At 52.3% G+C, this 26,752-nt stretch carries 24 protein-coding genes and 1 pseudogene; 7 read left to right on the top strand and 18 right to left on the bottom strand.

Translation table 11 applies throughout. The annotated features are described in order from the left end of the window. The first annotated feature begins 12 nt into the window (after window positions 1-12). Entirely contained in the window at window positions 13-426 is a 414-nt protein-coding gene (locus tag KO499_RS17035) for an SRPBCC domain-containing protein (RefSeq protein WP_215984957.1), read from the top strand. 439 nt (window positions 427-865) lie between these two features. Beyond that, window positions 866-3,037, top strand: a complete 2,172-nt coding sequence (locus KO499_RS17030) for a hypothetical protein (RefSeq protein WP_215984956.1) — start codon at window positions 866-868, stop codon at window positions 3,035-3,037. A gap of 94 nt (window positions 3,038-3,131) precedes the next feature. Here KO499_RS17030 and KO499_RS17025 read toward each other — a convergent pair whose 3' ends face one another. The 14 genes and pseudogenes from KO499_RS17025 to guaB form a co-directional block, all read right to left on the bottom strand. Then, window positions 3,132-3,359 carry a type I toxin-antitoxin system ptaRNA1 family toxin gene (locus KO499_RS17025; protein ID WP_215984955.1) on the bottom strand — a complete coding sequence of 76 codons (228 nt, stop codon included), beginning with the start codon at window positions 3,357-3,359 and terminating at the stop codon, window positions 3,132-3,134. 68 nt (window positions 3,360-3,427) lie between these two features. Continuing rightward, the gene (locus KO499_RS17020; RefSeq protein WP_215984954.1) at window positions 3,428-3,694 is read right to left on the bottom strand and encodes a hypothetical protein; all 267 of its coding nucleotides are present in this window, start codon (window positions 3,692-3,694) and stop codon (window positions 3,428-3,430) included. Between the two features lie 12 nt (window positions 3,695-3,706). Beyond that, window positions 3,707-3,934, bottom strand: coding sequence for a conjugal transfer protein TrbL (locus KO499_RS19925; protein ID WP_323133376.1), 228 nt, complete (start codon window positions 3,932-3,934; stop codon window positions 3,707-3,709). Between the two features lie 408 nt (window positions 3,935-4,342). Beyond that, window positions 4,343-5,329, bottom strand: a pseudogene (gene trbL, locus KO499_RS19920) (P-type conjugative transfer protein TrbL); the annotation flags it as partial. A 1-nt stretch (window position 5,330) separates the two neighbouring features. Further along, window positions 5,331-5,513: a hypothetical protein gene (locus tag KO499_RS17010; protein WP_215984952.1), complete on the bottom strand. Its 183-nt coding sequence runs from the start codon at window positions 5,511-5,513 to the stop codon at window positions 5,331-5,333. A gap of 2 nt (window positions 5,514-5,515) precedes the next feature. Next, window positions 5,516-6,292, bottom strand: coding sequence for a P-type conjugative transfer protein TrbJ (gene trbJ, locus KO499_RS17005; RefSeq protein ID WP_215984951.1), 777 nt, complete (start codon window positions 6,290-6,292; stop codon window positions 5,516-5,518). Window positions 6,293-6,506: 214 nt separating this feature from the next. Next, window positions 6,507-6,923, bottom strand: a complete 417-nt coding sequence (locus KO499_RS17000) for a type II toxin-antitoxin system VapC family toxin (protein WP_215984950.1) — start codon at window positions 6,921-6,923, stop codon at window positions 6,507-6,509. Further along, a complete protein-coding gene (locus KO499_RS16995) occupies window positions 6,920-7,174 on the bottom strand; it encodes a FitA-like ribbon-helix-helix domain-containing protein (protein WP_215984949.1) in 255 nt (84 codons plus the stop codon). The genes KO499_RS17000 and KO499_RS16995 overlap by 4 nt, the downstream gene beginning before the upstream one ends. A gap of 1,129 nt (window positions 7,175-8,303) precedes the next feature. Further along, the gene (repC, locus tag KO499_RS16990) at window positions 8,304-9,212 is read right to left on the bottom strand and encodes a replication protein C, IncQ-type (protein ID WP_215984948.1); all 909 of its coding nucleotides are present in this window, start codon (window positions 9,210-9,212) and stop codon (window positions 8,304-8,306) included. Next, entirely contained in the window at window positions 9,202-10,056 is an 855-nt protein-coding gene (locus tag KO499_RS16985; RefSeq protein ID WP_215984947.1) for a helicase RepA family protein, read from the bottom strand. The genes repC and KO499_RS16985 overlap by 11 nt, the downstream gene beginning before the upstream one ends. A 4-nt stretch (window positions 10,057-10,060) precedes the next feature. Then, window positions 10,061-10,291: a helix-turn-helix transcriptional regulator gene (locus tag KO499_RS16980; RefSeq protein ID WP_215984946.1), complete on the bottom strand. Its 231-nt coding sequence runs from the start codon at window positions 10,289-10,291 to the stop codon at window positions 10,061-10,063. A 1,012-nt stretch (window positions 10,292-11,303) separates the two neighbouring features. Beyond that, entirely contained in the window at window positions 11,304-12,497 is a 1,194-nt protein-coding gene (locus tag KO499_RS16975; protein WP_215984945.1) for a tyrosine-type recombinase/integrase, read from the bottom strand. A gap of 307 nt (window positions 12,498-12,804) precedes the next feature. Beyond that, a complete protein-coding gene (gene guaA / locus KO499_RS16970) occupies window positions 12,805-14,382 on the bottom strand; it encodes a glutamine-hydrolyzing GMP synthase (protein WP_215984944.1) in 1,578 nt (525 codons plus the stop codon). 62 nt (window positions 14,383-14,444) lie between these two features. Further along, on the bottom strand, window positions 14,445-15,908 hold the full coding sequence (gene guaB, locus KO499_RS16965; RefSeq protein WP_215984943.1) for an IMP dehydrogenase: 1,464 nt from the start codon (window positions 15,906-15,908) through the stop codon (window positions 14,445-14,447). Window positions 15,909-16,100: 192 nt separating this feature from the next. Here guaB and xseA point away from each other — a divergent pair, with 192 nt between their 5' ends. From xseA to KO499_RS16950, 3 genes are all read left to right on the top strand, one after another. Continuing rightward, window positions 16,101-17,492: an exodeoxyribonuclease VII large subunit gene (gene xseA, locus KO499_RS16960; RefSeq protein WP_215984942.1), complete on the top strand. Its 1,392-nt coding sequence runs from the start codon at window positions 16,101-16,103 to the stop codon at window positions 17,490-17,492. 80 nt (window positions 17,493-17,572) lie between these two features. After that, window positions 17,573-19,456 carry a propionyl-CoA synthetase gene (locus KO499_RS16955; RefSeq protein ID WP_323133363.1) on the top strand — a complete coding sequence of 628 codons (1,884 nt, stop codon included), beginning with the start codon at window positions 17,573-17,575 and terminating at the stop codon, window positions 19,454-19,456. 316 nt (window positions 19,457-19,772) lie between these two features. Next, the gene (locus KO499_RS16950) at window positions 19,773-19,982 is read left to right on the top strand and encodes a cold-shock protein (RefSeq protein WP_148862510.1); all 210 of its coding nucleotides are present in this window, start codon (window positions 19,773-19,775) and stop codon (window positions 19,980-19,982) included. A gap of 95 nt (window positions 19,983-20,077) precedes the next feature. Here KO499_RS16950 and leuA read toward each other — a convergent pair whose 3' ends face one another. Continuing rightward, complete coding sequence (leuA, locus tag KO499_RS16945) at window positions 20,078-21,772, bottom strand: 2-isopropylmalate synthase (RefSeq protein ID WP_215984940.1); 1,695 nt, start codon at window positions 21,770-21,772, stop codon at window positions 20,078-20,080. Between the two features lie 145 nt (window positions 21,773-21,917). Between leuA and KO499_RS16940 the strand changes: the two genes are divergently transcribed. Both KO499_RS16940 and KO499_RS16935 read left to right on the top strand, forming a co-directional pair. Further along, on the top strand, window positions 21,918-22,415 hold the full coding sequence (locus KO499_RS16940; RefSeq protein WP_215984939.1) for an Lrp/AsnC family transcriptional regulator: 498 nt from the start codon (window positions 21,918-21,920) through the stop codon (window positions 22,413-22,415). A gap of 209 nt (window positions 22,416-22,624) precedes the next feature. After that, entirely contained in the window at window positions 22,625-24,358 is a 1,734-nt protein-coding gene (locus KO499_RS16935; RefSeq protein ID WP_215984938.1) for a proline--tRNA ligase, read from the top strand. 57 nt (window positions 24,359-24,415) lie between these two features. Here KO499_RS16935 and murB read toward each other — a convergent pair whose 3' ends face one another. The 3 genes from murB to kdsB are packed head-to-tail and all read right to left on the bottom strand — an operon-like array spanning window position 24,416 to window position 26,726. Beyond that, entirely contained in the window at window positions 24,416-25,462 is a 1,047-nt protein-coding gene (gene murB, locus KO499_RS16930) for a UDP-N-acetylmuramate dehydrogenase (protein WP_215984937.1), read from the bottom strand. Continuing rightward, a complete protein-coding gene (locus KO499_RS16925; RefSeq protein ID WP_215984936.1) occupies window positions 25,459-25,938 on the bottom strand; it encodes a low molecular weight protein-tyrosine-phosphatase in 480 nt (159 codons plus the stop codon). The genes murB and KO499_RS16925 overlap by 4 nt, the downstream gene beginning before the upstream one ends. Then, the gene (kdsB, locus tag KO499_RS16920; protein ID WP_215984935.1) at window positions 25,935-26,726 is read right to left on the bottom strand and encodes a 3-deoxy-manno-octulosonate cytidylyltransferase; all 792 of its coding nucleotides are present in this window, start codon (window positions 26,724-26,726) and stop codon (window positions 25,935-25,937) included. Before kdsB ends, KO499_RS16925 begins: the two co-directional genes overlap by 4 nt. Between the last annotated feature and the right edge of the window lie 26 nt (window positions 26,727-26,752).

Here is a 26,752-nt window from a genome sequence, read left to right as displayed (position 1 = left end):
AGGGATTGATGCATGACCAAACAGCAAATCACCATCACCACCGTAATTGCCGCACCAACAGAAAAAGTCTGGCAGTACTGGACAGACCCAAACCATATCACCCACTGGAATTTTGCCTCCGACGACTGGTACTGTCCCAGTGCCGAGAATGATTTAAAAGTCGGTGGTCATTTCAACGCGCGCATGGAAGCCAATGATGGAAGTATTGGCTTTAATTTCGAGGCCATTTACGACAAGGTATCTCCACCCTCCCTGCTCGTCTACACGATCAGTGATGGCCGATGTCCTCCGCTTGCCGGGTGTCCAGTCGTTTGGCGATCGTCCTGCAACCGGGGCGGGCCACCTTGCCAAAGTTCCCGGCGACGAACAGGCGTTTACTCCTCTTCCGGAATTGCAACAAATGCGATAACCGTTGCCCTAGTATAGGCCAGAGCAACGGTTATGCATCCAATACAAACCCTCAGCCGAAATACCGGCTCGTAGAGATCATTCCCACTCTAACATAAATAAAAACAAATATTACCATAAAAACAATCAGTTACTAATGGGTTAATAAATAATACCATTGATTGTACCATGCTCAGAAATTTTGCTATTTTTTACAGCCCTGCGCTTCCTAAGCTCAGCACGAGCCCAGGCTGATGCCTCTGCCATGTCCGTACGCAGCTCTTGACGTTCCTCTAGAGTCAACCAGCGCACTGCGGAGTCACTCATCACGCCATTGCGGGGCCGACTAACAGCTTCCCCAGCCCCATGCTCTAGCCTAGTCTTGGTATAGCCCTTCATACACATCACCCTAGCTTACCCTACGAGTTTTGCTACCATTGATTTACAATAATCCATAAACATTTTCCAGGGATGATTCATGAAAATAAATCTAGAGCTAACAAACTGCTATGGTATAAACCGCTTAACAAAAGAAATAAATCTAACAAAATCAGATACCAATAATGGCGTCAACTCTCTTTATGCCCCTAACGGCACTTTAAAAACATCGCTAGCCAAAGTATTTAAAGATATCGAAAGCGGCAACGTAAGCAAAGATCTAATATTTCCAGACCGAGCAAGCACCAGAGATATAAAAATAAATGACTCAGATATTGAATCTAGCCAAGTCATGGTCATTGACTCATACAATGAAAGCTACAGCTCTCAGCAAATCTCAACATTACTTGTTAATGATGAGCTCAAACAACAATACGACTCAGCTCTGAAAGAAGTTGATGATAAGCGATCAGCACTAATAAAATCCATCTCAAAACTTTCTGGCAAGCAAGCTAAAGGCATACCCGAAATCATATGTGACGCATTCAACAGGCCAGAGAAAAGTCTTCTAGATCTACTCACTGAAATATCGCAGGAAGATCAACCGGATTACACTCAATTATCTGAATTAAAATATGGCGACCTCTTCAACCAAAGGGTCATTGACTTAATATCCACAGGAAGCTTCAACCAAGACTTAGAAGAATACGTTGACATCTACGAAAAACTTATCAGCGAATCTACAATTTTGTCAAAGACCTTTAATCATCAAAGGGCTGGCGACATATCTAAAAACCTAGGTGAATCAGGATTTTTTACAGCTTCACACAGTGTAAATCTAACTATTGATGGCGAAAAACAAGAAGTAGATTCAAATGAAAAGTTAAGCGATCTATTAAAAACAGAACAAGAAAAAATCATTCAAAATCCTGAGCTAAGAGAGAAGTTTGGGAAAGTAGATAAAAAACTCAAGACAAAAGACACTCAAGCTTTTAGAGACTTTATAACAGAACATCAAGATTTGCTCCCAGAGTATAAAGACATCTCGTTACTTAAGAAGAAGTTAATCATTTCCTATCTACAATCCCAAAAAACATTGTGGGATGATTTGGTTGACACCTATAAGCAAAACAAAGCCGTTGTAGAAGGAATTACTGCCCAAGCCCGGCAACAGAAGACCACATGGGAAGCAGTTGTCGATACTTTTAACAAACGTTTCAGTGTTCCGTTCAAATTAAGCATCGAAAACCAAGATGAAGTTATCCTTAACAGCGCTGCACCTGCGATAAAATTTGACTTTGACGATGGCAGAGGAGAGATAAAGCAGGTAAAACAGTCGAGTCTTATTGAGGCCTTAAGCCAAGGAGAAAAGAGAGCGCTTTATATACTTAATATTCTATTTGAAATAGAGATACGTAAACAGGTCACACACCCTATTCTTCTTATAATTGATGATATAGCTGATTCTTTTGACTATAAAAACAAATACGCAATTGTCGAATACTTAAGAGATATTTCCAAGTTCGAAAACTTCCACCTACTACTACTTACCCACAACTTTGACTTCCATAGAATAATTGGCAGCAGATTGGGCGCCAAAAGAAACAATCGGCTAATGGCGATAAAGTCACCAGACAGCATAAAAATTGTAAAGGAAAAGTATAAGAATGATGTTTTCAAAGCATGGAAGCAAGAACTAAATAAAAATGAAAGCTATCTTCTAGCCAGCATTCCATTTGCCAGGAACATAGCTGAATATTGTGGCCATGACGATCATTTCAACACTCTTACATCATTGCTGCATTTAAAAGAAGACACCAGGGATATAAAAATAATCCATTTACAAGAAGTGTACCGCAATATATTCACAGATCTATCAGAGATAGTAATCCCGAATGGTGATGAACGAATTTTGGATAAAATCCTAAAATATAGCGACGAACTCACCGCTGCCAGAAATGACTCACCTGAACTTGAATGCAAAGTAATTTTAGCCATGGCTATTAGAATTAAGGCTGAAGATTTTATGATCGGTAGCATCGGCGACGATGACTTTGTCAATTCCATAACATCCAACCAGACACGAGCACTCTTTGATCGATATGTGGAGAACCAAATAGGTGATGAAGAAACTATAAGCTTGTTGGACCAGGTAAACCTAATGACTCCAGAGAATATTCATCTCAACTCGTTCATGTACGAACCTATCCTAGACATGTCAGCTCACCGCTTATATCAGCTGTATTCAGAAATCTCACAACTGCAAAGCTAATCGGCCCCCTATTGGCACTAACAAGCTAGCTCTTGCGTTTTTTTCGGGATATAGCAATCAAGGCAGCCTTAGGGCTGCCTTTGCACTGTGTAACTTATTCCACAAGCCTCTTGCGAATAATGGCGAATGCCTCCCGGAAGTCCTCCTGCGTCACACGGCCAGTTTCACCGTGGTAATACAGGATCGTGAACATATTGGCGACCGCCTCCGCGACGGGCGAAACCTGCCGGGCGGTTTCCTGGTCGATGAACTCCAGGGCGGCCAGCTCGGTTGCTGCCTGATGAATTGCTTGCTGAACTTCGATATTATGTGTGGTTGTCATATGTCACCTCTCTGACAGGTGGTATGTGGAAATGCGGGCCGGTGCACCATCACCGGCCCGTGCGCTTTCTATAGGCCGGTATTGGAAAACCCAGCCACTTCTGAAAACGGGGTTTTCCCGGTTCCAGCCCCTGCGTCATTGCTGATGCGTGTGCTGCTCGATGCCTCCACCCGGCCAGTAGGATCCGGGCGATTCACAAAGGCCGCAATCTCCGCGTCGATGTCTTTCTCTTCCTCGGCCAATGGTTCGACAACCGGCACAAAATCAGCTTCTGTGCAGGGTTCCTGATCTTTGTCGAGCATATCCAGGGCAGCCATGAACTTACGTTCTTTCATCGTCTTATCTCCTTACGTATCTTGCCGATCGCGGTTCACAAAGCTGGCAACCTCTTCATTACGTTCCTGCTGGCGTTCCTGGGCATACGAAACGTAGTCCCCGACGTCGAAGGTGTGCTTTTCCGGGTCGCGTGCTTGCCACTCAGCATGTGACTGGCGGGCCTTGTCCTGGTCCTCGCTGGACAGAGCATCAAAACCGCCTGTTTGGTTTACCCAGCCACCGCCGTTGCCACCGCTCAAGCTATCGCTGTCGAACGATGCGGTATCACTCACCTGATCAGCGCTACCAGCATCGTTATCACTCTTTGGCTCCATGCTTTCACGAATTGAGGATGCCAGGCGTCCTCCGGCGGTCTGATTAGCCTTGTCTTGAAAACTTCCGGCCATCTTTGCTCCGACCCCTTTAGCAAGTTCGCCAGCCGTTCCGGCTGCTAGAGAAGCTGCCCGACCAAACCCACCGCCAGAGCTGGAACTACCCGCTCCGGAAAAACCTGCTGCCTGGGCAAATGGCGTATCACCCGTGCTCGCGTTATCGCTGCCAGTGGTGCTACCACCCCAGCTTTCGCCGGTATCACTAGAGCTACCGCCGAAGCTCGGCATGTCTCCACCGGCCATACTGGATTGCGCCTTTTGAAAGGCTGCTTTTACAGCACTAGCTCCACCGGCCATATTAGTCGCCCCGGACATGGCAGCGCTTCCAAGCGCAGCACCACCCGATGCGACGGCTGCACCGGCACCGACAGCACCACCAATCAAGGCCCCTGCACTGAATGAACTACCAGCGCTCGCAGCAGCACCACCGCCAGGGATCAAACCTGCAACCACGTTTGGTACGGAGTTAACGAGAATAACCATGACAAGGGACACAACGAAAATGACCAACAATTCGTCCATTGGCGCACCTTCTGAAAGGTCGGAGTGATAACCATCGATAATAGAAATAGCGATCCCAACCAGCAGTGTCATTGTCATGATTTTGAGTGCTATACCGGCCACACTTCTGAAATAGTTGACGGCAATGTCAGAGGTCCAGCGCGAGCCACCGAAGCCCAAGACAAAAATTCCCGCGTAAGCAATAATCCATGCCGTAACTAGGGCAAGAAGAACGTTGGCCGCGACAATGGCCATGCATGCCAATATGGCAAGCGTGGTCAGGAAGATGGACAAGTTGTCCATAGGGCTAGTGATGCTATAGCTGCTCGCTGCCTTAGCGATAATGTCAAACGCAATATCTATCGGTGTGGACGGATTCAACCCCCTTGGCAGACCGGATGCTTCAGCCGCGATATTTCTCAACGAGTTGATAATATCCATTGCAAAGCCAGGCCCATTGATCAACAGCCACCAAAAGAACCCGGTAGTAATGGTGAAGCGGGTAAACTCGGCGAAGAACTCGCCAATGTCGGCCTTGCGCAATGCCATCATGCCGAATGTCCAGACCATTGAGATAACTACCAGTGTCCAGAATAACCAGGACGCATGATCAGTAATTGTTGTCGCCCAATTTGAGCTTTCGGTTAAAAAACGGTCCGAAACTTCATTCAACACACCGCCTTTATCTATTTCGGCAAAGGCGGCTGGTGAAATGGAAGCAAAGGCCAGCGCTGCCCCAAAGCGAAGAAGTACTGTTTTCATATCAGAACTCCTTGCTCTTAGAGCGATCCACCGGTTCTTTCAGGCTATCGTAGATAGTCCCGTCCTGTTTTTCGCACTGCTCTTGCTGTTGGTTTGTTTTTTCGCAGTTTTCTTCCTTCTCACTACATCCCGCCATGAGGGACAAAGAAAGCAGGAGTGTCAGCATTTGAATCATGTGTTTCATGCTTAGTACTCCTTGCTGTGAGAACGGTTGACTGGCTGTGACAGACCCTCATAGAGCTTATCGCGTGAAGCCTGATACTGAGCTTCGCGATCAGCATCCGCCTGCATTCGAGTGCCAACGGCATTCTGCTGAGCGATCAGCAAACTACGAATTTGCAGGAGTTGGTTGGCTTGGTTGCTGGCGAGCTGGTTAGCGTACCCGATGGCGGCCAGTTGGCCGTCCGCGCCCTGGGCGGCAGATTGCAAACGCTGGAGTTGTCGAGCGTCAGCTTGCAAGTTGTCTTGCTGCTGCTCTAGGCCCTTAAAAAGCGCGTCATTGGCTTTTTTCTGTGATTCGGACGCCAGGCGGCGGTTCTCGGCCATCGCGCCCCGTTCGGCATCGCTGCACCCCGCCGACGAGAAGCACGGCGAGCTGCGGTAATAGGCCACGTCCTGGAACTTGCCCAGGTAGGCATCGAGGCTGCCAAGCTGATTTTGGTAATAGGCGAGCGTGTTAGTCGCCTGGTTAAGATCGTTGATGGTGCGCTGTGCTTGGTCCCAAATATGGGCCGCCGGTGCCATCGTGTTTTGCAGTTGGTTTTCGTACTGCTGGAGTTGGGTTTGGTATTCCTGAATCTGCTTGAGCGTCTGCGCTACGGCTTCCATCGCGGACATAATGTTCTGCGATAGGTTGGTGCCATCAACTACAGGGATACCCGCCTGGGCAGGCATAAGGGGGGGCAACACCATAGAAATGACGAGCGCGGCGGATTTAGCCGCTAAAAAGCGTACTTTTTTCATGATTGAGTGCTCTTAGTTCGTTATGACTAAGTTGCACCCACCAACCTGTAGGGCTGCCAGTGACAGCTACTCTACTCCTGCTGATAATTCAGCGGTGAATGTGGACCTACATGGATAGCTCGTCACTTACTATCCCGGCGTCCAGACCAGCGCGACACCGTTACAACGCGCGGCCTCTTTGGTTAAACATCAGTGTCATTGTCCCGGGGAACGGTTAGGATTCCCAAGGGTTGATTACGTCTACATTTGCCGCCTCAAAGGGGGCCATATCGCGGGATGCAACCTGGTAGCCCTGTGATGCGGCAATGGCAGCAATGTAGCCATCCGGCACAGGGAAACCACGCCCGGCGGTTCTGGCTGTTACGGCCAGATCGGCGTACTTGCGGGCCGCATCCGTGTCAAAGGGCAATACTCTCTCCCTGAACAACTTCGTAAGGCCGTCTAGGGCCTCACTCAGCAGGTCCTTACGCTTCCCGTTCGGCAGCGCCGCAATGCCAAACAATAGTTCGGCCAGTGTCACGCTGGACAGGTACAGCGTTTCGGCTGACTGCTCGTTAAGCCAAGCTCTCACGGCTGGATCAGGTTCGGGTTTCATCGCCTCGGAAACGACGTTGGTATCCAGAACGATCATTCAAACCTCATAGGCTCAGCCGGTGTTTTGTCACGCACCTGCTCGAAGACTTCAAAGTCTTCATTGCTCAGCCCCACCTTTCGGCCCAACTCAGCCAGCGCGTCACCCATTTTGAGGCGAGTTTCTGGCCGCGTGACCTCTTCCAGAATGGCCCGCACCTCAGCCTCGGTACTGCGATGGTGCAATTTGGCCCGTGCTTTTAGTGCATTGTGTACTTCGTCAGGAATGCTCCTAATGGTCATCATGCCCATAGTTTTAACCTCCTACTGCATGTGATAGGCGCTTGTGCGCTCTATATGCATTCAATATAGCAAAACGAATGCAACAAGCAAGTTTAACCAGCATCAGCCGTTAGCCTCGCAGAGCAGGATTCTCCGTTGAGCGCCCCCGGCGCGAATAAAGGAGAGTGAAGATAGTTAATCGGCTCCGCCGATTAGCTAACTTCACCTATCCTGCCCGCATTTCAGCGTTGTTTACGCCAAGGAAAGTGTTGTCGCGAAAATCTGTTTTTTAGTGCAAACCATATAAAATCGCTTGCTCACCTTCTTGCTAGAACAGAAGCACGAAATAAATACGTAATATCAGGCAATTACTACGCTAACGCGGGGGTTTACACAGCAAACAAACACAGAAATACACAGCTTTACCAATTCAGGAGGGATAACGCCCCTCAAGTGTCAATGAAACGTACGAGTGCTAGCAACTCATCGAATGTAGAGCGCTGTATTTCATAGGTTTTCTAACCCATTAGACGCTCTCGCCGGCTTTTTCTTTGACGGTTTCAGATTGATTTCGATTGGGTCATGCAGTCAGGAAGGATCGCTATCAACCCCCTGTGCGTGTCGAGCTACTAGCGCCCAACTTCGGACAGCTTTTCGGCACAACGTCAGTGCGGATAGAAAATGTAGTGTTGTAGTATGTTGTATGGTGCTACTACATACTACAACCTACAAACCGCACGCATTTTCAGCCTACTGCCGCCTGAAGTGGCTATTCATCTTGATGTATGGAATACGGCCTCCCGAGCCGCCCAGAGAGGCGATTCAGGCATCACCCTCCAAGCCCCTAGTTCGACTCTGAACGACGCCCCTGGGGCTTGTAAGGCGGCTTTGGTCGTCCTTCGGACGGATTGAACGCCAAGAAAAGGTGATAGCCCTTGGCGAGGAAGCAGAATCGGCCATCCTCTTGGCGTTAAAACATCGGCCAAAGGCCGATTGAGTTGGCAAGGTATGAACGCGCCATTCGGGCGCGGGCTATGCCGCGCATGATGGATATTCTTTGGAATATCTTGGATCGATTTCCAAAACAGGCCGGAAAGCTTTGCCCTGCAAGCGTTTGCGCGATGGAAGCGGGTACCGTTATGCCGGGGATGGGATACTGTTATGCCGGGGGACGGGTACTATTATGCCGGGGATGGGTGCTGTCACGCCGGGGGCTGGCCTGGTTGGCCCCTGGCCGCCTAATCTCCCATTTCCCCTTGGCGTATTCATATACAGTCCAGCCCACTGAAATAAGTTCAGTCAACGCTTTCCGGGCCGTCTGACGGCGCTTTTTCAAGGTGTTGGGGTTCTTCGTTGCATCCGGCCAAACGTAGTTGCAAAGAGTATTCAGTTCTACGCGTCCAGATTTACCGGCATCAATCCAGCCCGATAATCGCTGATGTATTAATCGAGCAGGATCGGTCTGTAGCGCCCGAACCTCAGTCATGTCGAGCCGAGTATGTGGACGCTCTCCCATTACAGCCTCTGCTAATCGAGGGTTTAGGCTGACAAACAGTTTACCTTCCCGGTCGTCGCTGACGTAATCGGACAGTATGCGGAACCCCTGACGCTGCCCGTTACGCTCCACAATGACCGATACTGCCCAAAGGCGCTCGATACTATCGCGGATAGTTTTGAACTGGCTGCCTCCATCGTCAGCATATCCAAGTTCTCGAGCCAATTGTCGGAAGCTGCCCTTGGCAACCATCGCGTCCTTCTCAACCGCGTCCCACTTCAGGTCTAGCAAGAGACGTAATTGCTGCCCAACTTCTGATTCCGTTTCGTTTCGCAGCACAATCCCGCGCCCCCCATCACCAGAAATTGCGGCCATAGCCACAAGCCCTTGTAGGATACGAAGATCATCAACCCCCAGAGGCTCGGGCCCCCAGAAACGGATCGAATCCTCGCCATGGTTGTATGTTACGTCCAGCTTGAGCCGCTTCCGCTCTCCACGCTTCAAGCTACGGAACAAGCCAGGAGCCAGGCAGTGAGCTGGATCATGCCGAACATGGGTAAGATCAAAGCTCATCGCGTGATCTTCCCTTAGATTTTTTGAATGGCAGAACCCCATTGGCTACACGCTGCCTCTCCAACACGGCAGGTTTGAGCACACCGCCCTCGTGACGCCTAAACCAACACTCTGCGAAAGGAGAGCCATAATTTGCCTTGCTCACGCCATAGCGGACGAAATACCCACGCTGACTATCATCAACACCCCATTCCTCAGCCTCGATTTGCGTCATACCAGACAGATACGATTGCCAGCGAATGTTATCGACCAGAACAGACGACCCACGGCTGGCCTGTTGCTGGTCACCCGCACCGATCATGGCGGCGCTCTTACTGGCATGGTGCAAAAATACGATAGAGCACCCCGTATCGGTGGCAATGGCCTCCATACGTCCGATCACTAGGGCCATCGGGCCGCTGGCGTTTTCATCTTCAAGATGGAAACGGCGTAAGGTGTCCAGGATCATCAGACGACGGCCTTCAGCAGCTCGCTTAAGGCCATCGAACCAATCGAGACACATGATGTTGGGGCACCTTCCTATCAGCGGCTCAATCAGCAAGCCTTCAGCAACGGCTTGCCGCTGCTCGGCAGTGAGATGTGCACCAAGCGCATGTAATCGGTGATGGATAGCAGCAGGAGGATCTTCTGCGGGAAGATAGATAACTGGCCCGACAGTAAATTCTCCGACTTCCAGCAAGTCCGGGCCTCCAGCGATCTGGGTTGCAAGCTGCAAGGCCAGCATGGATTTTCCGGCACCACCTGGTGAAACCAAGGCCCCCACCGTACCGGCAACCATGTTAGGTAAAACATAATCAAGAGGCGGCGGCGTTTCAGAAAAGGCCGCCATAAGATCAAGGGCCATACTGTTAGGCCCCTATGGTGTTACCAGGTCGAGCAGCCTGGATTCCAGACGACTTGCGCTCCTCAATCCATTGCTCTACTTCCGCTAGGTCCCACGCGACGTTTCTACTGGTAAGCGCAATTCGACAAGGGAACTCGCCACGTTGCTCCATGTTGTAAATCGTTCGGGCTGATAGCGGAATTATTTCCAGAAGTACTTTTCTATTAATAAGAGTCCTAGGTGCTATCGGTTGCATGTATTTACCTCACAATACAAGAAGAGGTTTTAATAATAGCAACTAAAAAATATTTTTAAATAAAAAATCGATTTAAATTGAAATAAAAAAAAGAAATTCGATATATCGAAACAACCTCCATAAAAACAAAACACGATATATCGTAATATATAAAAAACCTAAGCCGAACATTAAAATTAAAAAATAAAAAACCTATAGCCTTTGATTTTAGCTGCTAAAATTACAGAGAGAAATAAAAAATCACCAGACCGGAAATCAACCTCTTAGCAAATAAAGAGAAACGACTATTCAGCAGGATTTTTTTAAAGATAGGGATCACAATTTTAGCGGCTAAAATCAATCAACACCTCTGTTAATTTGGTGGTAATTTAGAGCTAAAAATATTGGCTGAAAGCTGCGTAGCTGAGGGGGGGAGTGCCACGATAAAAGCTACCACCTGCTTAATAGCTGACACTGAAAGTCTCTGATGGTATAAAATGGTCACCGTTATTTCTTTTAATATTGAGTTACTCGTTGAAATTTTGATTCGCCTCATCGCTTACTAGACACAAAACAAAATATGGCATGATGCAAAGAATATTAACCATTAAAAATCCATTTTATGGTGAATTTATCAGGTAATACTTTTGATACAAGAATGATAGCCAAACAAATTTTATTTTAGCAGCTCTATATAAACTATAGAGACCACAAACAATTACTAAGGGGAAAACAATGATGTCACTAAAAAAGACTTCCATAATTAATTTCAGAAAAACTAGTCAAAAACCCCAGGATATTTCACATTGTTTTAGTAAAAATACTCATATCAACTACCAACCTAAAAATTGTTTATGTCTAACCATTTATTAACTGACGGCTTTAGCTGTCGAAAATAAGCCAATAACCATATGGATATCACCAGGCTGCATCAGACCTAAATTAGTACCGATTTAATACAATGGGAAACCTAAGGTCGGAGAGAATGCATATTCACTAAAAGAATATGCATTCCAATTATAATAACTCTGGATTATAAATTAACCGACCACTCATCAATCATGTCTGCCCAGTCCTGCAACATAGATGTACGCTGATCACGATATTCGGCTTTGTTATATATCGCCCTCACACCTTTTTGCTCATGTGCCAGGCATTTCTCTATCCAGTCGGTGTTGTAACCGGCTTCATGGAGCAAGGTACTGGCTGTTCGTCTCAGGTCGTGCGGGCCGAATTTAGCAAGCGATTGCCCCTCTTTCTGAGCCAGCTTGTATGTCATCGTCATCACCCGGTTCAGCGTGGCACTGCTCATGGGGACGTCAGAATCGTAGCGTGACGGCAGAACATACTCCGATCCTCCGGAGAACGTCTTCAAAGCGATGAAGATGTCCATGGCCTGCCTGGATAGAAACACCAGGTGAGGGTTTCGCCGTTTCATCCGTTCTTTGGGGATCGTCCAGAGCGCTTCGCTGAAGTTGATCTCACTCCAGGTGGCATTCGTCAGCTCGCTTTTTCGCACCATCGTCAACAAAAGCAGTTTGACCGCTGCGCGGATCGATGGTGATGTACCAATACGCCCCATGTACTGGTACATGATCCTGATTTCTTCGGGCGTCAGGGTACGGTCTCTCGGCTCAAATCTGGCAATGCTTGCTGGCCTAACCAGGTCTGCCGGGTTCTCAACCTTCTGGCCTCGCTCAGTCGCCCAGCGGTATACCTGGAGTACAATCTCACGCGCATGAACCGCCGTGGCAGGCGCACCGCGCTCTACGATGGCGTCGGTTAGTGTTCGCAAGTCCTCGTGGGTGATTTCTGCCAGCTTCTGATTGCCGAATTTCACTTCCAACTCTCTCGTATAAACCGAGCGGCGCATGTCACGGGTAGAGTCGGCCATCTGGTAGCCACGTAGCCACTTTTCCGCCCAAGCACCAAAGGTTTCAGCCCCTTTAACACGCGCCTTGTCTCGGGCCTTCTCCTTCGCTGGCGACTTTCCATTAGTAACCATCCGCTTGGCTTCACCAAGTTGCTCACGGGCTTCTGCGAGAGTGATACCCCCAACGCCGTAACGGCCAAAGGTGATCGTCTCTTGCCTGCCATTGATCGAGTAGTTGTAACGGAATGAGATGGAACCGGCAGGGGTGACAGCCACATAAAGGCCGTCCCGGTCATTCACTTTGTAGAGTTTGTCCCTCGGCTTGAGGTTGCGCAGCTTGGTATCGGTCAGCAAGAGTCTTATCCTTCTTCGATTACGATACCATGCTAAAAGATCACCCAAAATAAGGATGCAATATCAATAAAAACAGTCAGTTAAATAATTTTGATACCATGAACACGCAGGATAAAGCAGCATGGTATCGGCTATCACTCATGGCATCATGTCTCGATAATACCACCTTGGATACCACGCTCAAGCGGTGCTTCCCGCTGCCATCAGTTGCCAAACACTGCCAGACATAAAAATAAAAAAGCCCATGAAAACATGGGCTTAAGTATCATTTAATGCCAGTTAGTACCAGCTAATGCATAACGTGTGATCATTCCCACTCAATAGTTGCAGGTGGCTTGGACGATACGTCGTAGGTCACTCGGGAAACACCGCCAATCTCATTAATAATCCGGTTTGAAACGGTCTCAAGCAGATCGTAGGGCAAATGCGCCCAGCGGGCTGTCATGAAATCAACGGTTTCAACGGCCCGCAAAGCGACCACGTATTCATAGCGGCGGGCATCACCTACCACACCCACTGATTTGACCGGCAGAAATACCGCAAAGGCCTGGCTGGTTTTGTGATAGAAATCAGCCCGATGGAGCTCTTCCAGGAAAATGGCGTCGGCGCGGCGCAGAATGTCAGCGTACTCCTTTTTCACTTCGCCAAGGATACGAACGCCAAGACCAGGCCCCGGGAACGGATGACGGTAGACCATGTCATAGGGCAAACCGAGTTCAAGACCTATGCGACGAACTTCATCCTTGAACAATTCCCGCAGGGGCTCGACCAGTTTCATTTTCATGGTTTCCGGCAAGCCGCCGACATTGTGGTGAGACTTGATCACATGCGCCTTGCCCGTCTTGGAGGCGGCAGATTCGATCACATCCGGGTAGATTGTTCCCTGCGCCAGCCAGTTTACGTCCTTGATAGTGGCAGCTTCATCATCAAAAACGTCAATAAACGTATTGCCGATGATTTTCCGTTTATCTTCAGGATCAGCCACGCCCTTGAGTTTCGACAGGAACAGATCTTCAGCATCGACGCGGATCACCTTGACGCCCATATTGCTGGCAAACATATCCATTACCTGGTCGCCTTCGTGCAGGCGCAGGAGTCCGTTGTCTACGAACACACAGGTGAGCTGTTCACCAATGGCTTTGTGGAGCAATGCTGCTGTGACTGAGGAATCCACGCCACCGGAGAGGCCCAGCAATACCTTATCATTGCCAACCTGCTCGCGGATCTGCTGAACCGCGTCGTCCACGATTTTTGCCGGAGTCCAGAGTGCCTCGCACTTACAGATAGTCAGGATGAAATGCTCAAGTATGCGCTTGCCCTGAAGGGTATGGGTAACCTCCGGGTGGAACTGAACACCAAAGAGATTCCGGCTTAGATCCTGCATCGCAGCAATCGGCGCACTCTCGGTAGAAGCCAGGAGCTCGAACCCTTCCGGCATCGCAACCACTTTGTCACCGTGGCTCATCCACACATCCAGCAAGGTATCCCCGGCCGGAGTCAGATGGTCAGTAATATCCGCCAGCAGCGGACCTTTAGCGCGCACCTTGACCTGGGCATAACCAAATTCCCGCTTATCGGAACTGGCGACACGACCTCCGAGCTGTTCCGCCATGGTTTGCATGCCGTAGCAGATACCCAACACCGGAATACCGCGCTCAAACAACCCCTCCGGCGCCCGAGGGCCACCCAGCTCGGTTACTGATTCCGGACCACCCGCAAGGATGATACCTTTGGGATTGAATTCATTGAGCTCCTTTTCGGTAATATCAAACGCCTTAATCTCACAGTAGACGCCAATTTCCCTCACACGGCGGGCAATCAGCTGAGTGTACTGGGAACCGAAATCGAGAATCAGGATGCGGTGGTCGTGAATATTCTGGGCCATGGAGTCCTCGGAGCTGAATAAACAACGCGGCCCGCTTGGGGCCGCGTCTGGTAAGGCGTTGATTAACCGATACGGTAGTTGGGCGCTTCTTTGGTAATGGTCACGTCGTGCACGTGACTCTCACGCATGCCAGCGTTGGTAATGCGCACAAATTCTGGCTGGGTACGCATTTCTTCCATCGTGGCGCTCCCGGTGTAACCCATGGAAGCGCGCAGACCGCCAATCAGCTGATGCACAATGTTGCGCATCGGGCCTTTACATGCAACGCGGCCTTCAATGCCTTCCGGCACCAGTTTTTCAATACCTTTGCTGGCATCCTGGAAATAGCGGTCGCTGGAGCCCTGCCCCATGGCACCGATAGATCCCATGCCACGATAGGCCTTATAACTACGGCCCTGGAACAGCTCCACTTCGCCGGGCGCTTCGTCGGTGCCTGCCAGCAGACTACCGATCATGACGCTGTGGGCACCGGCTGCGATGGCCTTGGCGATATCTCCGGAGAACCGGATACCACCATCGGCAATCAACGGTACACCCCGATCCTTCAGTGCTTCGGCCACATTAGACACAGCCGAAATCTGCGGTACACCAATGCCCGCCACAATTCGAGTGGTACAGATAGATCCGGGACCAATACCCACTTTCACGGCGTCCGCTCCGGCATCTGCCAGAGCGATAGCAGCGTGAGAGGTTGCGATATTTCCGCCAATCACCTGAACCTCAGGGAAATTCTGTTTGATCCAGCGAACCCGCTCAATAACACCCCGGGAATGGCCATGGGCGGTGTCCACCACGATCACATCCACACCAGCCTCCGCCAGGGCCGTGATCCGACCCTCAGTGTCTCCACCGGTACTTACGGCAGCGCCTACGCGCAAACGACCCTGGTCGTCCTTGCAGGCCAGCGGATAATCCTTCGCTTTCTGGATATCCTTTACGGTAATCAACCCGCGAAGTTCAAAGTTGCCATTAACCACAAGAACCTTTTCGATGCGGTGTTTGTGCAGCAACTCTTTGACATCTTCCAGACTTGCCCCTTCCCGGACCGTTACCAGTTTCTCCTTGGGAGTCATGATGTCCCGCACCAACGTATCCATCCGGCTTTCGAAGCGGATGTCACGACCAGTAACAATACCCACAAGGTCGTGGCCATCGACGACAGGCAAACCTGAAATACTGTTTGCCATGGTGATATCCACCAGTTCCCGAACCGTGGTCTCTGGCGACACAGTAATAGGATCTTTGACAACACCACTTTCGAACTTCTTGACCTTGCGGACGGATGCCGCCTGTTGTTCAACGGTCATGTTCTTGTGCATGATGCCAATGCCACCTTCCTGCGCCATGGCAATCGCAAGCTCTGCCTCGGTAACGGTATCCATTGCAGAAGACAGAAGGGGGATGTTGAGGGTAATACCCTTGGTCAATTTGGTCTGAAGACTGACCTCGTGAGGCAAAACCTCTGAATATCCGGGGACCAGCAGAACGTCATCAAATGTAAGGGCTTCTTCGGCAATTCGCAGCATTGGGATCCGCCTTTTGAACATGCTAAGTTGGGAGTTTCCGTGCCGTACCCGCGGCGATACGGCAAAGCAAAATCCTTAATCGACCTATTATAAAGGGGCGCTCGGAGACAGTAAACCAGCCCCCTTTTAAGGTTCGATTGCATCTTTTTGAAATTTCGCTATTTTTACCCGCCCCTTTTTCGGCTATTGCGTATGTATAACGATGGAGCAGGACCGGTGACGTCACCGCTACAAGACACTCGCCCCCGGGCACTGAGCGTAAGTGAACTGAATCATCAGGCCAGACACCTGCTGGAATCGAGCTTCATGCAGGTCTGGGTGGAAGGTGAACTGTCTGGTTTTTCACGCCCCTCTTCCGGTCACTGGTACTTCTCCCTGAAAGACCGCAAGTGCCAGATTCGCTGCGCCATGTTCAGGGGGATGAATCAGCGAATTCGCACACTACCCAAAGAGGGGGATCAGGTTCGAATCCGCGGCAAAGTGACTCTTTACGAGAACCGGGGTGACTTCCAGATTATCGCGGAGCATATCGAGCCGGCAGGACTCGGCGCCTTGCAACTGGCCTTTGAAGAGCTCAAGCGCAAACTTCTGGCGGACGGCCTGTTCGACCAGGCCAGAAAAAAACCACTGCCTTCATTACCCAGGCACATCGGTGTTGTTACCTCGCCAACCGGCGCCGCTATTCACGACATACTGACCGTACTGGCAAGACGCTGCCCCGCCATCCCGGTTACCCTTTATCCCACCGCCGTCCAGGGTAAAGCCGCAACGGCTGACATTGTCGAAGCTATTGGTGCCGCCCAAAACCACGGCGTAGCTGATGTACTCATTATCGGTCGCGGTGGCGGCTCCCTGGAGGATCTTTGGTGCTTCAACGAGGAAGCAGTCGCCAGGGCCATTGCCGCCTGCTCCATCCCCACCGTCAGCGCCGTCGGCCATGAAGTGGATGTAACCATCGCTGATTTCGTGGCCGACCTCCGGGCCCCGACACCCTCCGCAGCCGCCGAGAAGATTTCACCCGATCAGTCAGACTGGCTCAGGCAACTTCGCGAACGTGAATTCCGCCTCTCCAACTCCATGGGGCTTGCACTCAGGCGGCTTGGCACACAACTCGGCCATCTGGGCGCACGACTCCGGGACCCCAGACGGGCATTGCTCGACAAAGCCCAGCGGATGGATGAGCTGGAAATGAGGCTTGGAAAAGCTGTTCGCCAGCGCCTGGCGACCGTCAGCATCCGAAATGATCACCTGTCCCGGCGCTTGGTCTTGCAATCACCCCGCCGGCAGCTATCCGAAAACCGGGACACTCTGCAGCGTGCCAGTGAACGACTGACTTCCGTGATTCATCAGAACCTGAAGCTCCGTCGGGACAGCCTTGAGCATGCAGCGCAAACTCTCCACGTTGTCAGTCCTCTGGCGACACTGGGCAGAGGCTACGCCATTGTCCGCGACAGCGACGGAAACATTATCCGGAAGGCGTCGGAAGTCAGCACCGGCGATACCATTTCTACCCGGGTTGCCCGAGGTGAGATGATGGCGACGGTAACATCCGTCGAAACTGGAGATCCAAACACACCAGACTAAGCCAATGGTCTACTAGTCCATCATTTTAAACGGCCTAAAGTTGTCAGAAGGCTTACTAAAACAACAACAGGCATAACGAGGTGGAATGTATGGACTACCACTCAGAGTTCCGGCGGTCGATAGACAAACCGGACGAATTCTGGCGTGAACAGGCGGAAAGTATTGATTGGATCGAACCGCCGAAAACCATCTGGCAACCAACCGACAATGGCCACGGACAGTGGTTCCCCGACGGCATTCTGAACACCTGCGATGTCGCGCTGGACGCAAACGTCCGGGCGGGCCGGGGCGACCAGAACGCTCTTATCTACGATTCTCCGGTAACCAATACCACGCGGTCCTACACCTACAATGAACTGACCGACGAAGTTGCCCGCTTCGCCGGCGCCCTGAAAGACCGCGGCATCACCAAAGGCGACCGGGTAATCATCTATATGCCGATGATACCGGAAGCCGTCGTCGCTATGCTGGGTTGCGCACGTATCGGCGCCATTCACTCCGTCGTGTTTGGCGGCTTTGCCGCTCACGAACTGGCGGTTCGTATTGACGATGCCAGACCCAAGGCCGTGATCACCGCTTCCTGCGGCATTGAAGTTGCCCGGGTGATCGAATACAAGCCCCTGGTGGACAAGGCCATTGATCAGGCCAGCCACAAACCCGAAACCTGCGTTGTCTACCAGCGCCCGCAGGTGAAGGCTGAGCTCCAGCCTGGCCGGGACCACGACTGGAACGACTTGATGGCAACGGCGAAACCCGCCGACCCGGTCCCCGTCAAGTCAACGGATCCTCTATACATACTGTATACCTCAGGTACCACGGGTAAACCCAAAGGCGTTGTGCGGGATAATGGCGGCCATGCCGTTGCCCTCAGCTACAGCATGAAACTGGTCTATGACGCCAAACCCGGCGATGTCTACTGGGCGGCCTCCGATGTTGGCTGGGTTGTCGGCCACAGTTACATCGTATACGCCCCGCTTTTTGCCGGCTGCACCACCATCATCTACGAGGGAAAACCCGTCAAGACCCCGGATGCGGGGGCTTTCTGGCGAGTAGTGCAAGACCATAAAGTCAATATGCTGTTTACCGCTCCAACGGCATTCCGCGCAGTTCGCAAAGAAGACCCTGAGGCGGATCAACTGTCTCGCTATGACATCAGCTCACTGAACCGCCTGTTCCTTGCTGGCGAACGCCTGGATCCGGCAACCTACGAGTGGCTCAAAGAACATACCAGCCTGCCAGTACTCGATCACTGGTGGCAGACCGAGACAGGCTGGGCCATCTGCTGCAATCCCGTAGGTATCGAAATGATAGCCACCAAACCGGGCTCTGCCACAGTGCCCTCGCCGGGATATAATGTTCAGGTCGTCGACATGAATGGCAGCCAGCTCGCCGCTGGTGAGCAGGGGCAAATTGCCGTGAAGCTGCCACTGCCGCCAGGGTGCATGATGACCGTCTGGGGAGATGATGAACGCTTCCGGAAAACCTATCTGGAGCCGATTTCCGGGTTCTACAGCTCCGGTGATGGCGGATTCATTGATGATGACGGTTATGTCTTCATCATGGGCCGCACAGATGATGTCATCAATGTCGCCGGCCATCGCCTTTCAACCGGTGAGATGGAAGAAGTGGTGGCCTCCCACCCGGCCATAGCCGAATGCTGTGTCGTCGGTGCTCATGACGACATGAAGGGACAAATCCCCGTTGGTCTTGTTCTGATCAAGGATGGCGCAACCATTGATCACGACGAACTTGAAGATGAACTTGTCGAGATGGTTCGGGAAAAGATCGGTGCGATAGCTTGTTTTCGCCGTGCACTGGTTGTAGATCGACTGCCAAAAACCCGTTCCGGCAAGATCCTCAGGCGCGTGATACGACAGATAGCCGATGGCGAGGAGTACTCGGTGCCTAGCACCATTGACGATCCGGCGATCCTGGACGAAATCAGCGACCAGTTCCGCCAGTGATAGTCGCGCCCTGAACAATGCCTGCCTCTCCCATCTGAGGGGCGGGCATTTTTTGTTCAACCAATTCACAACTCGTTGCTTTTCTGGGATTTAAAACCTGTCTGAAAGGTGCGAAAGTTTCGTTGACGCCCCCCAAAGTCGGTCTATACTGAAATTGCTGTGAAAATACAGCGGTATTTGGTGAATGCGTTTCAACGTCCTGCCGAAGTGCTATTCGTTGCCCCTTCCTCAGTACTCACTGGATTTCTCAGCACTGATTCCACATGGAATTTTGAAGGTCCCGTGAGGGCAAATTACAGAAAGACAGGAAAGATAAATGTCCGATACTAAAACCGGCCACGTCAAGTGGTTTAACGAGTCCAAAGGCTTTGGTTTCATTGCTCAGGACGGTGGCAGTGACGTGTTTGTTCACTATAGTGCAATTAACTCGAGCGGGTTCCGCACCCTGGCCGAAGGCCAGCAGGTGCAGTTCACCGTAACACAGGGTCCGAAAGGTCCCCAGGCGGAAAACGTAACCCCGGTCTGAGGGTCTACGCTCCGTCCTTTGCCCCTCACGGGCATCGGAAAACCAACAAGCCGGCACCTGTGCCGGCTTGTGTCGTTATGAAGAATCCTTACCGGTCAGGCCCCGGCTGCCTCCTCCGCCCTGACCGACGAAGAGGTGGTCACATCCACGGCCTGGGCAACCGCAGAGAACAATGCCTGCAGGGTCGCAGAGGTGGTATCTTCCGCCAGTGCCGCTGCGCTGCAATGCTGCCCATTAGCTGTCAGCCGGATACAGGCCAGTGCATTGGCATTGGTGCCCTCACCCAAAGCAAATTCATCGTAGGCCTCGACGGCTACAGACAGCCCGAACCGTCTTTCAAGTGCTTCGGAGACCGCTTCGACGGCACCCAGACCGCGACCTTCCAGGCGAACCGGCGCAGATTCCCTACCCATGGCTATTTCAGCGCGCACACCTTTCTCGTCACGGTGCAGATCGTAGGAACGCAACGCCCAGTCCGCATGCACTTTAAGATACCGCTCCTCGAACAGCCGATGAATGGTCAGTGAGTCAATCTCGCCACCGTTTGTCTCCGCCTCGCTCTGAACCACCTTGCTGAACTCGATCTGCAGCCAGCGCGGCAGAGTGATGTCATAGTCACGCTCCAGTACATAGGCCACTCCGCCCTTACCCGATTGACTGTTGATACGCACGACTTCCTCATACCGGCGGCCAACATCAAATGGATCAATAGGGAGGTAGGCCACGTTCCAGACCTCCCCATCCTTACGGCGCGCCAGACACTTGCGGATGGCATCCTGATGGCTACCCGAGAAGGCGGTAAACACAAGTTCACCCGCATAAGGATGTCGCGGATGCGTGGAAATCTCAGTGCAGGCCTCAACAACTTCACTAATCTCCGCCATTCCGGACAGATCCAGAGTCGGATCAATGCCCTGGGAATAGAGGTTCATGGCCATGGTAACCAGGTCCATATTTCCCGTACGTTCACCATTACCCATCAGGGTTCCCTCGACCCGATCAGCCCCGGCCATCACCGCCAGTTCGGCAGCAGCTACCGCACAGCCTCGATCGTTGTGGGTGTGAACGCTGATGCTGATGTGCTCACGCCGTTTTATGTTGTCACAGATCCATTCGATCTGGTCGGCAAAGACATTTGGTGTCGCCATTTCAACCGTGGCAGGCAGGTTGATGATCATCGGCTGTCCCTCTTCCGGACGCCAGACGTCACTGACGGCATCAATCACTTCCGCGGCAAAATCCAGCTCGGTACCCGTGAAACTCTCTGGCGAGTATTGGAAGGTCCATTCGGTTTCCGGATGACGGGCAGCAATATCGCGAACCAGTCGCGCCCCGTTAACCGCGATGTCCCGGATACCGTCGCGATCAAGGCCAAACACCTGTTCACGCTGGACTGTAGACGTTGAATTGTAAACATGAACGATCGCCTTTCGCGCACCCGCCAGTGCCTCATAAGTGCGCTCGATCAGTTCTGGCCGGGCCTGAGTGAGTACCTGGATCTTTACGTCCTCAGGAATACGGTTTTCCTCGATCAGTTTGCGGCAGAAGTCGAAATCAGGCTGGCTGGCCGCGGGAAATCCAATCTCGATTTCCTTGAAGCCAAGCTTCACCAGCAACTCGAACATCCTCTGTTTCTGGGCAACAGACATGGGCTTCACCAGCGCCTGGTTGCCGTCCCGAAGATCCACGGCACACCAGCTCGGCGCCTTCTCGATAGCCTTGTCAGGCCAGCGACGATCGGTTTTGGCAACGGGTTTGAACGCAACATATTTGCGGTGATCGAAAGACATGCGTGTGATTCCTTGCGTTTTAATAAGTGAACTACTCAATGTGCACAGGTTAACGCAATAGTTCAGATATTTGATTGCGAAATTTCACTTAGGAGCGTAGTTTTTTAACACTAATTTGCTCTTAATAGATCGTTGGTGACATTTTATGTCGAATAACCAGAAAACCCTTATCAAAATGGACAAAATCGATCGTCGAATCCTCGAACAGGTTCAACAGGATGGCTCACTGACCAATCAGGAACTGGCAGAAAAAGTCGGACTGTCTCCGTCCCCGTGTCTTCGTCGCGTCCGGGCCCTTGAAGAAGCGGGGATTATCGTCAGAACAGTCACTATTCTTGACCACAAGAAGCTGGGACTCTCCCTGACCGCGATCATTCTGATTGGCATGGACCGGCACACTCCAGAGCGCTTCTCCGCGTTCGAAGAGCAGGTCGGCGAATACCCGGAGGTGCAGGAGTGCTATCTGATAACCGGCCAGGATGCTGATTATATGCTCAAGGTAGTGGTGCCTGACATGGACCACTATCACCATTTCCTGTTAAACCGGATTACCCGTATTCAGGGGGTCAGCGGAGTCCACTCCAGCTTTGTACTTCGACGGGTGATCGACAGCACGGCCCTGCCCCTGGGCTATTTGTCCTGAACCGGAGAGGCTTTAACGCGTTCCCGAGTACAGGCCGGAGCGCACCGGCAGCACGGGCTACGTCGACAGATTCGTGGGTCATCATCTGTACCTTGTGGGGCAGGCTCCGTACAATAACGATCACTCAACGACAAATAAAGGCTTCGGCGGGCCAACCGCCGCCTGTCCATTCGTCTAACACTTCGGATTTCTGACAAACGGAAGATACGATGCGAGCAAGCCGTTACCTGATTGCCACCCAGAAAGAAACTCCCGCCGACGCCGAGATCATCAGCCACCAACTGATGCTGCGTGCCGGCATGATCCGCAAATTGGCCGCCGGTTTATATACCTGGCTGCCGATGGGCTTGCGCACCCTGCGCAAGGTTGAGCGGATTGTTCGTGAAGAAATGGACAAAAGCGGTGCTCAGGAAGTATTGATGCCTGCAGTTCAGCCGGCTGAACTCTGGGAAGAATCCGGACGCTGGACCCAGTACGGCGGCGAACTGTTGCGAATGAAAGACCGTCACGGTCGGGATTTCTGTTTTGGGCCGACTCATGAAGAAGTGATTACCGATCTGATCCGAAACGAACTGAGCAGTTACAAGGAACTGCCGGCCAACTTCTATCAGGTTCAGACCAAATTCCGTGACGAGCGCCGTCCCAGGTTCGGAGTGATGCGAGCCAGAGAATTTCTCATGAAGGATGCCTACTCCTTTCATCTGAATCCAGAATCCCTGAACGACACCTATGAACTGATGCATCGTACCTACTGTGCGATTTTCGATCGTTTCGGCCTGGACTACCGGCCGGTACAGGCAGATTCCGGCGCCATTGGTGGCAGTGCCTCTCACGAGTTCCATGTTCTTGCCTCTTCCGGTGAAGACGACATCGTGTTCAGCACTGACAGCGACTATGCGGCAAACATTGAGAAAGCCGAAGCGGTAGCTCCTTGCGGTGATCGCCCGGCACCGTCAGAAGACCTGAAAGAAATAGCCACTCCGGATCAGAAAACCATCGACGCGATATCCGAGTTCCTGAACGTTGATGCCACCCGCACGGTGAAGACGTTGCTGGTCAAGGCCGAAGAGAACGAAGACGGAAAATCCGGCCTGGTCGCACTGGTTCTGCGTGGTGACCACACGCTTAATGAAATCAAGGCGGAAAACCTGCCAGGCATCGCCGAACCCCTCACGATGGCTACCGATGAGGAAATCGAACAGGCGGTCGGTTGCAAGGCTGGATCTATCGGACCGGTAAAACTGAACCTACCTGTGATCGTTGACCGCAGTGCCGCTCACCTGGCGGACTTTGTCTGCGGTGCCAACCGTGAAGGCTTCCACCTGACCGGCGTGAACTGGGAGAGAGACGTATCGCTTGAACGCGTAGAAGACCTGCGCAATGTGGTTGAGGGAGACCCTAGCCCGGATGGCAAGGGCACACTGGAAATCCGTCGCGGCATTGAGGTCGGCCACATTTTCAAACTCGGCAACAAGTACAGTACCGCCATGAACGCCACGGTTCTGGATGAGAACGGCAAAACCGTGATCATGGACATGGGATGCTACGGTCTTGGTGTTTCAAGGGTTGTCGCCGCAGCCATCGAGCAGAACCACGATGACAATGGCATCATCTGGCCCGACGCCATTGCGCCTTTCCAGGTCGCCATCGTCACGCTCAACGCCCACAAGTCACCCACGGTTGCCGAAGCCGGTGAAAAGCTCTACGAGCAACTGCGACAGGCGGGCTACGACGTACTTCTGGATGACCGTAAAGAGCGCCCGGGCGTGAAGTTCGCGGATATGGAACTGATCGGTATTCCGCACCGCTTCGTCGTGTCCGAGCGGGGTCTGGCGGCAGGAACCCTGGAATACAAAGGCCGAAGGGACGCAGAAAAGCAGGATGTTCCGGTGGCTGAAGCATTGCCGTTTCTGGTTAACGCCTCACCACGAAAAGGGCTCTGACCCCCTGCCCGCCCAAGGCGGGCATGCCTCTGACGGCACGCGAGCAAGAGCGTGCCGTCAGGAGTGACCGGTTACTGGCTCACCCACGATTCCCGGCTCCATTTCGAGCGTTACCCCGAACCGCTTTACAACCGATTCACGAATCGTCGCCGCAAGTTCAAGTATATCGGTGCCGACCCCTTCCGAGTGATTGATCAGAACCAGGGCCTGCCGGTTATGAACGCCCACGCGGGCATTCCGGAACCCTTTCCAGCCACTTTGATCGATCAGCCAGGCTGCGGCCAGCTTGACACCCTGCTTCTGAGGATAGGCCACTATGTCCGGATGCCTTTCCCTGAGAGACTCAAAGGACCCGACATCCACCACTGGATTCTTGAAGAAACTACCGACGTTGGGAAGAATCGCGGGGTCCGGCAGTTTGCGGCGCCGAATGGCCATAATGGCCTCTGCTACCTGCAAGGGATTGAGATCGCAGTCCGGTGTATCGCCCAGATACTCCTGCAGGTCCCGATACCCGAGCACCAGGGGCCGTGAACGAGACAGGCCCAGACGTATTTCGGTGATCACGTAGCGGCCCGGCGTTTGCTTGAACAGGCTGTCGCGGTACGCAAACCGGCACTCGGCATTATTGAGTACAACCAGCTCTGAGGTCTTGCGATCCAGTGCCGTGACGGATTCCAGGCAATCACAGAGCTCAACCCCATAGGCACCAATATTCTGTACCGGCGCTGCACCGGCGGTTCCGGGAATCAGTGCCAGATTCTCGATACCTCGATAGCCGGCCCCGGCAGCGTACAGAACCGACTCATGCCAGCTCTCACCCGCGCCCAGCACCAGGGTCGCACTCTGATCCTCAATATGCTCCCAACGGCGCCCGGGAATAGCCAGACGGACCACAAGACCCGCGAAGTCCCCTGCGAATACCAGGTTACTGCCACCGCCGAGAATCAGCACTTCGTAGTTTTCAGCCGCTGCCCAGTCGAGCGACTGCACCAGTTCTTCAGCGCTGCGAACCTCAACAAAGAAACGGGCCCGGGCCGGAACGTGCAAGGTGTTCAGCCCCACCAGCTCAATGTTCTCCCGAATATCCGGAAACTGAGTCAAGCCAGGCGCCCCCGGATGTCTGCCAACAGCCCCTCACCCGCCTGGTGGATCAGATCAAGAACCATCTCGAAGCCCTCATCACCACCATAATAGGGGTCTGGCACTTCCTGGTGTTCCGAGTTGCCGTATTCCAGAAACAAAGCCGGCTCAGTGCCGCCATTCTGATGCCAGATGTCTTTGATATCCGCGAGGTTCTGACGATCCATCACAAGCACGTAATCAAACGAATCCAGATCTTCAGAACTGAACTGACGCGCCCGCAACCCGCTGATATCGATACCGCGACGCTGCGCGGCCTCCTGCGCCCGGGCGTCAGGACTCTTCCCGATATGCCAATGGCCGGTACCGCAGGAGTCCACGTCGATCTGGTCAGCCAGGCCCGCCCGGGTTACCAGGGAACGAAATACACCTTCGGCACTCGGTGAACGACAGATGTTGCCCAGGCACACAAACAGTACTTTCACTGGTTCAGTCATTGTCCACCCTCCCTGCGTTCCAGCCAGTCTCTCACCCTTTCCAGATCGGCTTCTGTATCAACACCACCCGGAGGCTGTACCGCAGCTATATCAACGTGGATCCGGGCACCATTGTAGAGCGCCCGCAACTGCTCGAGGGATTCAGTAACCTCTGTCGGAGCGGGTGCCCAACTGACAAAGTCACCGAGAACCAAAGCTCGGTAACCGTAAATCCCGATATGCCGGAAAAACCCGATAGTGCCCGGCAGGGAACTATCCTTACCCGAGAGCGGCGTACCCTCTTGCCATTGATCCCTGGCCCATGGAATCGGCGCCCGACTGAAATAATGCGCCATTCCCCGGTGATCAAATACCACCTTCACCACGTTGGGATTGAACACCTGCTCAGGGTCATGAATTCGCTCGCACAACGTGGCAATGGCCGCTTCCGGATGCAGTTCCAGGTTCTCAGCCACCTGATTGATCAGTTCCGGGGGAATCAGAGGTTCATCGCCCTGCACGTTGACCACCCGGTGATCAGGCCCAAAACCAAGCGTTCGAGCGACTTCTTCGAGTCGGTCTGTGCCACTGACATGGTGGGCGGATGTCATCACTACTTCGGCACCAAATCCCTCGCAGGCGGACCGGATTCGGTCGTCGTCGGTGGCCACGACCACACGGCCAGCCCGACTTTCCGCAGCACGTTCACAAACATGCTGGATCATGGGTTTGCCAGCAATGTCTGCCAATGGCTTTCCGGGAAGCCGACTGGACGAATAGCGGGCCGGAATCACAACTGTAAACGACATGAAGTAACTACCCTGCAGGACTTGAG

Source organism: Marinobacter sp. F3R08 (genome assembly GCF_018860425.1).
Taxonomy (GTDB): Bacteria; Pseudomonadota; Gammaproteobacteria; order Pseudomonadales; family Oleiphilaceae; genus Marinobacter.
The sequence above is the reverse complement of the archived record's forward strand: the minus strand, read 5'-3'. Positions and strand labels throughout refer to the sequence as shown.

Excerpts from the sequence above, each read along its gene's own strand:
- leuA (WP_215984940.1), bottom strand. The coding sequence starts at position 21,772 with ATGTCTTTCGATCACCGCAAATATGTTGCGTTCAAACCCGTTGCCAAA.
- KO499_RS17010 (WP_215984952.1), bottom strand. The coding sequence starts at position 5,513 with ATGAAACACATGATTCAAATGCTGACACTCCTGCTTTCTTTGTCCCTC.
- guaB (WP_215984943.1), bottom strand. The coding sequence starts at position 15,908 with ATGCTGCGAATTGCCGAAGAAGCCCTTACATTTGATGACGTTCTGCTG.
- KO499_RS16985 (WP_215984947.1), bottom strand. The coding sequence starts at position 10,056 with ATGGCCCTTGATCTTATGGCGGCCTTTTCTGAAACGCCGCCGCCTCTT.
- KO499_RS16940 (WP_215984939.1), top strand. The coding sequence starts at position 21,918 with ATGTCGAATAACCAGAAAACCCTTATCAAAATGGACAAAATCGATCGT.
- KO499_RS17025 (WP_215984955.1), bottom strand. The coding sequence starts at position 3,359 with ATGACAACCACACATAATATCGAAGTTCAGCAAGCAATTCATCAGGCA.
- KO499_RS16935 (WP_215984938.1), top strand. The coding sequence starts at position 22,625 with ATGCGAGCAAGCCGTTACCTGATTGCCACCCAGAAAGAAACTCCCGCC.
- KO499_RS17020 (WP_215984954.1), bottom strand. The coding sequence starts at position 3,694 with ATGAAAGAACGTAAGTTCATGGCTGCCCTGGATATGCTCGACAAAGAT.
- KO499_RS17035 (WP_215984957.1), top strand. The coding sequence starts at position 13 with ATGACCAAACAGCAAATCACCATCACCACCGTAATTGCCGCACCAACA.
- repC (WP_215984948.1), bottom strand. The coding sequence starts at position 9,212 with ATGAGCTTTGATCTTACCCATGTTCGGCATGATCCAGCTCACTGCCTG.
- KO499_RS17000 (WP_215984950.1), bottom strand. The coding sequence starts at position 6,923 with ATGATCGTTCTGGATACCAACGTCGTTTCCGAGGCGATGAAACCCGAA.
- KO499_RS16950 (WP_148862510.1), top strand. The coding sequence starts at position 19,773 with ATGTCCGATACTAAAACCGGCCACGTCAAGTGGTTTAACGAGTCCAAA.
- KO499_RS17030 (WP_215984956.1), top strand. The coding sequence starts at position 866 with ATGAAAATAAATCTAGAGCTAACAAACTGCTATGGTATAAACCGCTTA.
- KO499_RS16925 (WP_215984936.1), bottom strand. The coding sequence starts at position 25,938 with ATGACTGAACCAGTGAAAGTACTGTTTGTGTGCCTGGGCAACATCTGT.
- KO499_RS16980 (WP_215984946.1), bottom strand. The coding sequence starts at position 10,291 with ATGCAACCGATAGCACCTAGGACTCTTATTAATAGAAAAGTACTTCTG.
- kdsB (WP_215984935.1), bottom strand. The coding sequence starts at position 26,726 with ATGTCGTTTACAGTTGTGATTCCGGCCCGCTATTCGTCCAGTCGGCTT.
- guaA (WP_215984944.1), bottom strand. The coding sequence starts at position 14,382 with ATGGCCCAGAATATTCACGACCACCGCATCCTGATTCTCGATTTCGGT.
- trbJ (WP_215984951.1), bottom strand. The coding sequence starts at position 6,292 with ATGAAAAAAGTACGCTTTTTAGCGGCTAAATCCGCCGCGCTCGTCATT.
- KO499_RS16995 (WP_215984949.1), bottom strand. The coding sequence starts at position 7,174 with ATGGGCATGATGACCATTAGGAGCATTCCTGACGAAGTACACAATGCA.
- xseA (WP_215984942.1), top strand. The coding sequence starts at position 16,101 with ATGTATAACGATGGAGCAGGACCGGTGACGTCACCGCTACAAGACACT.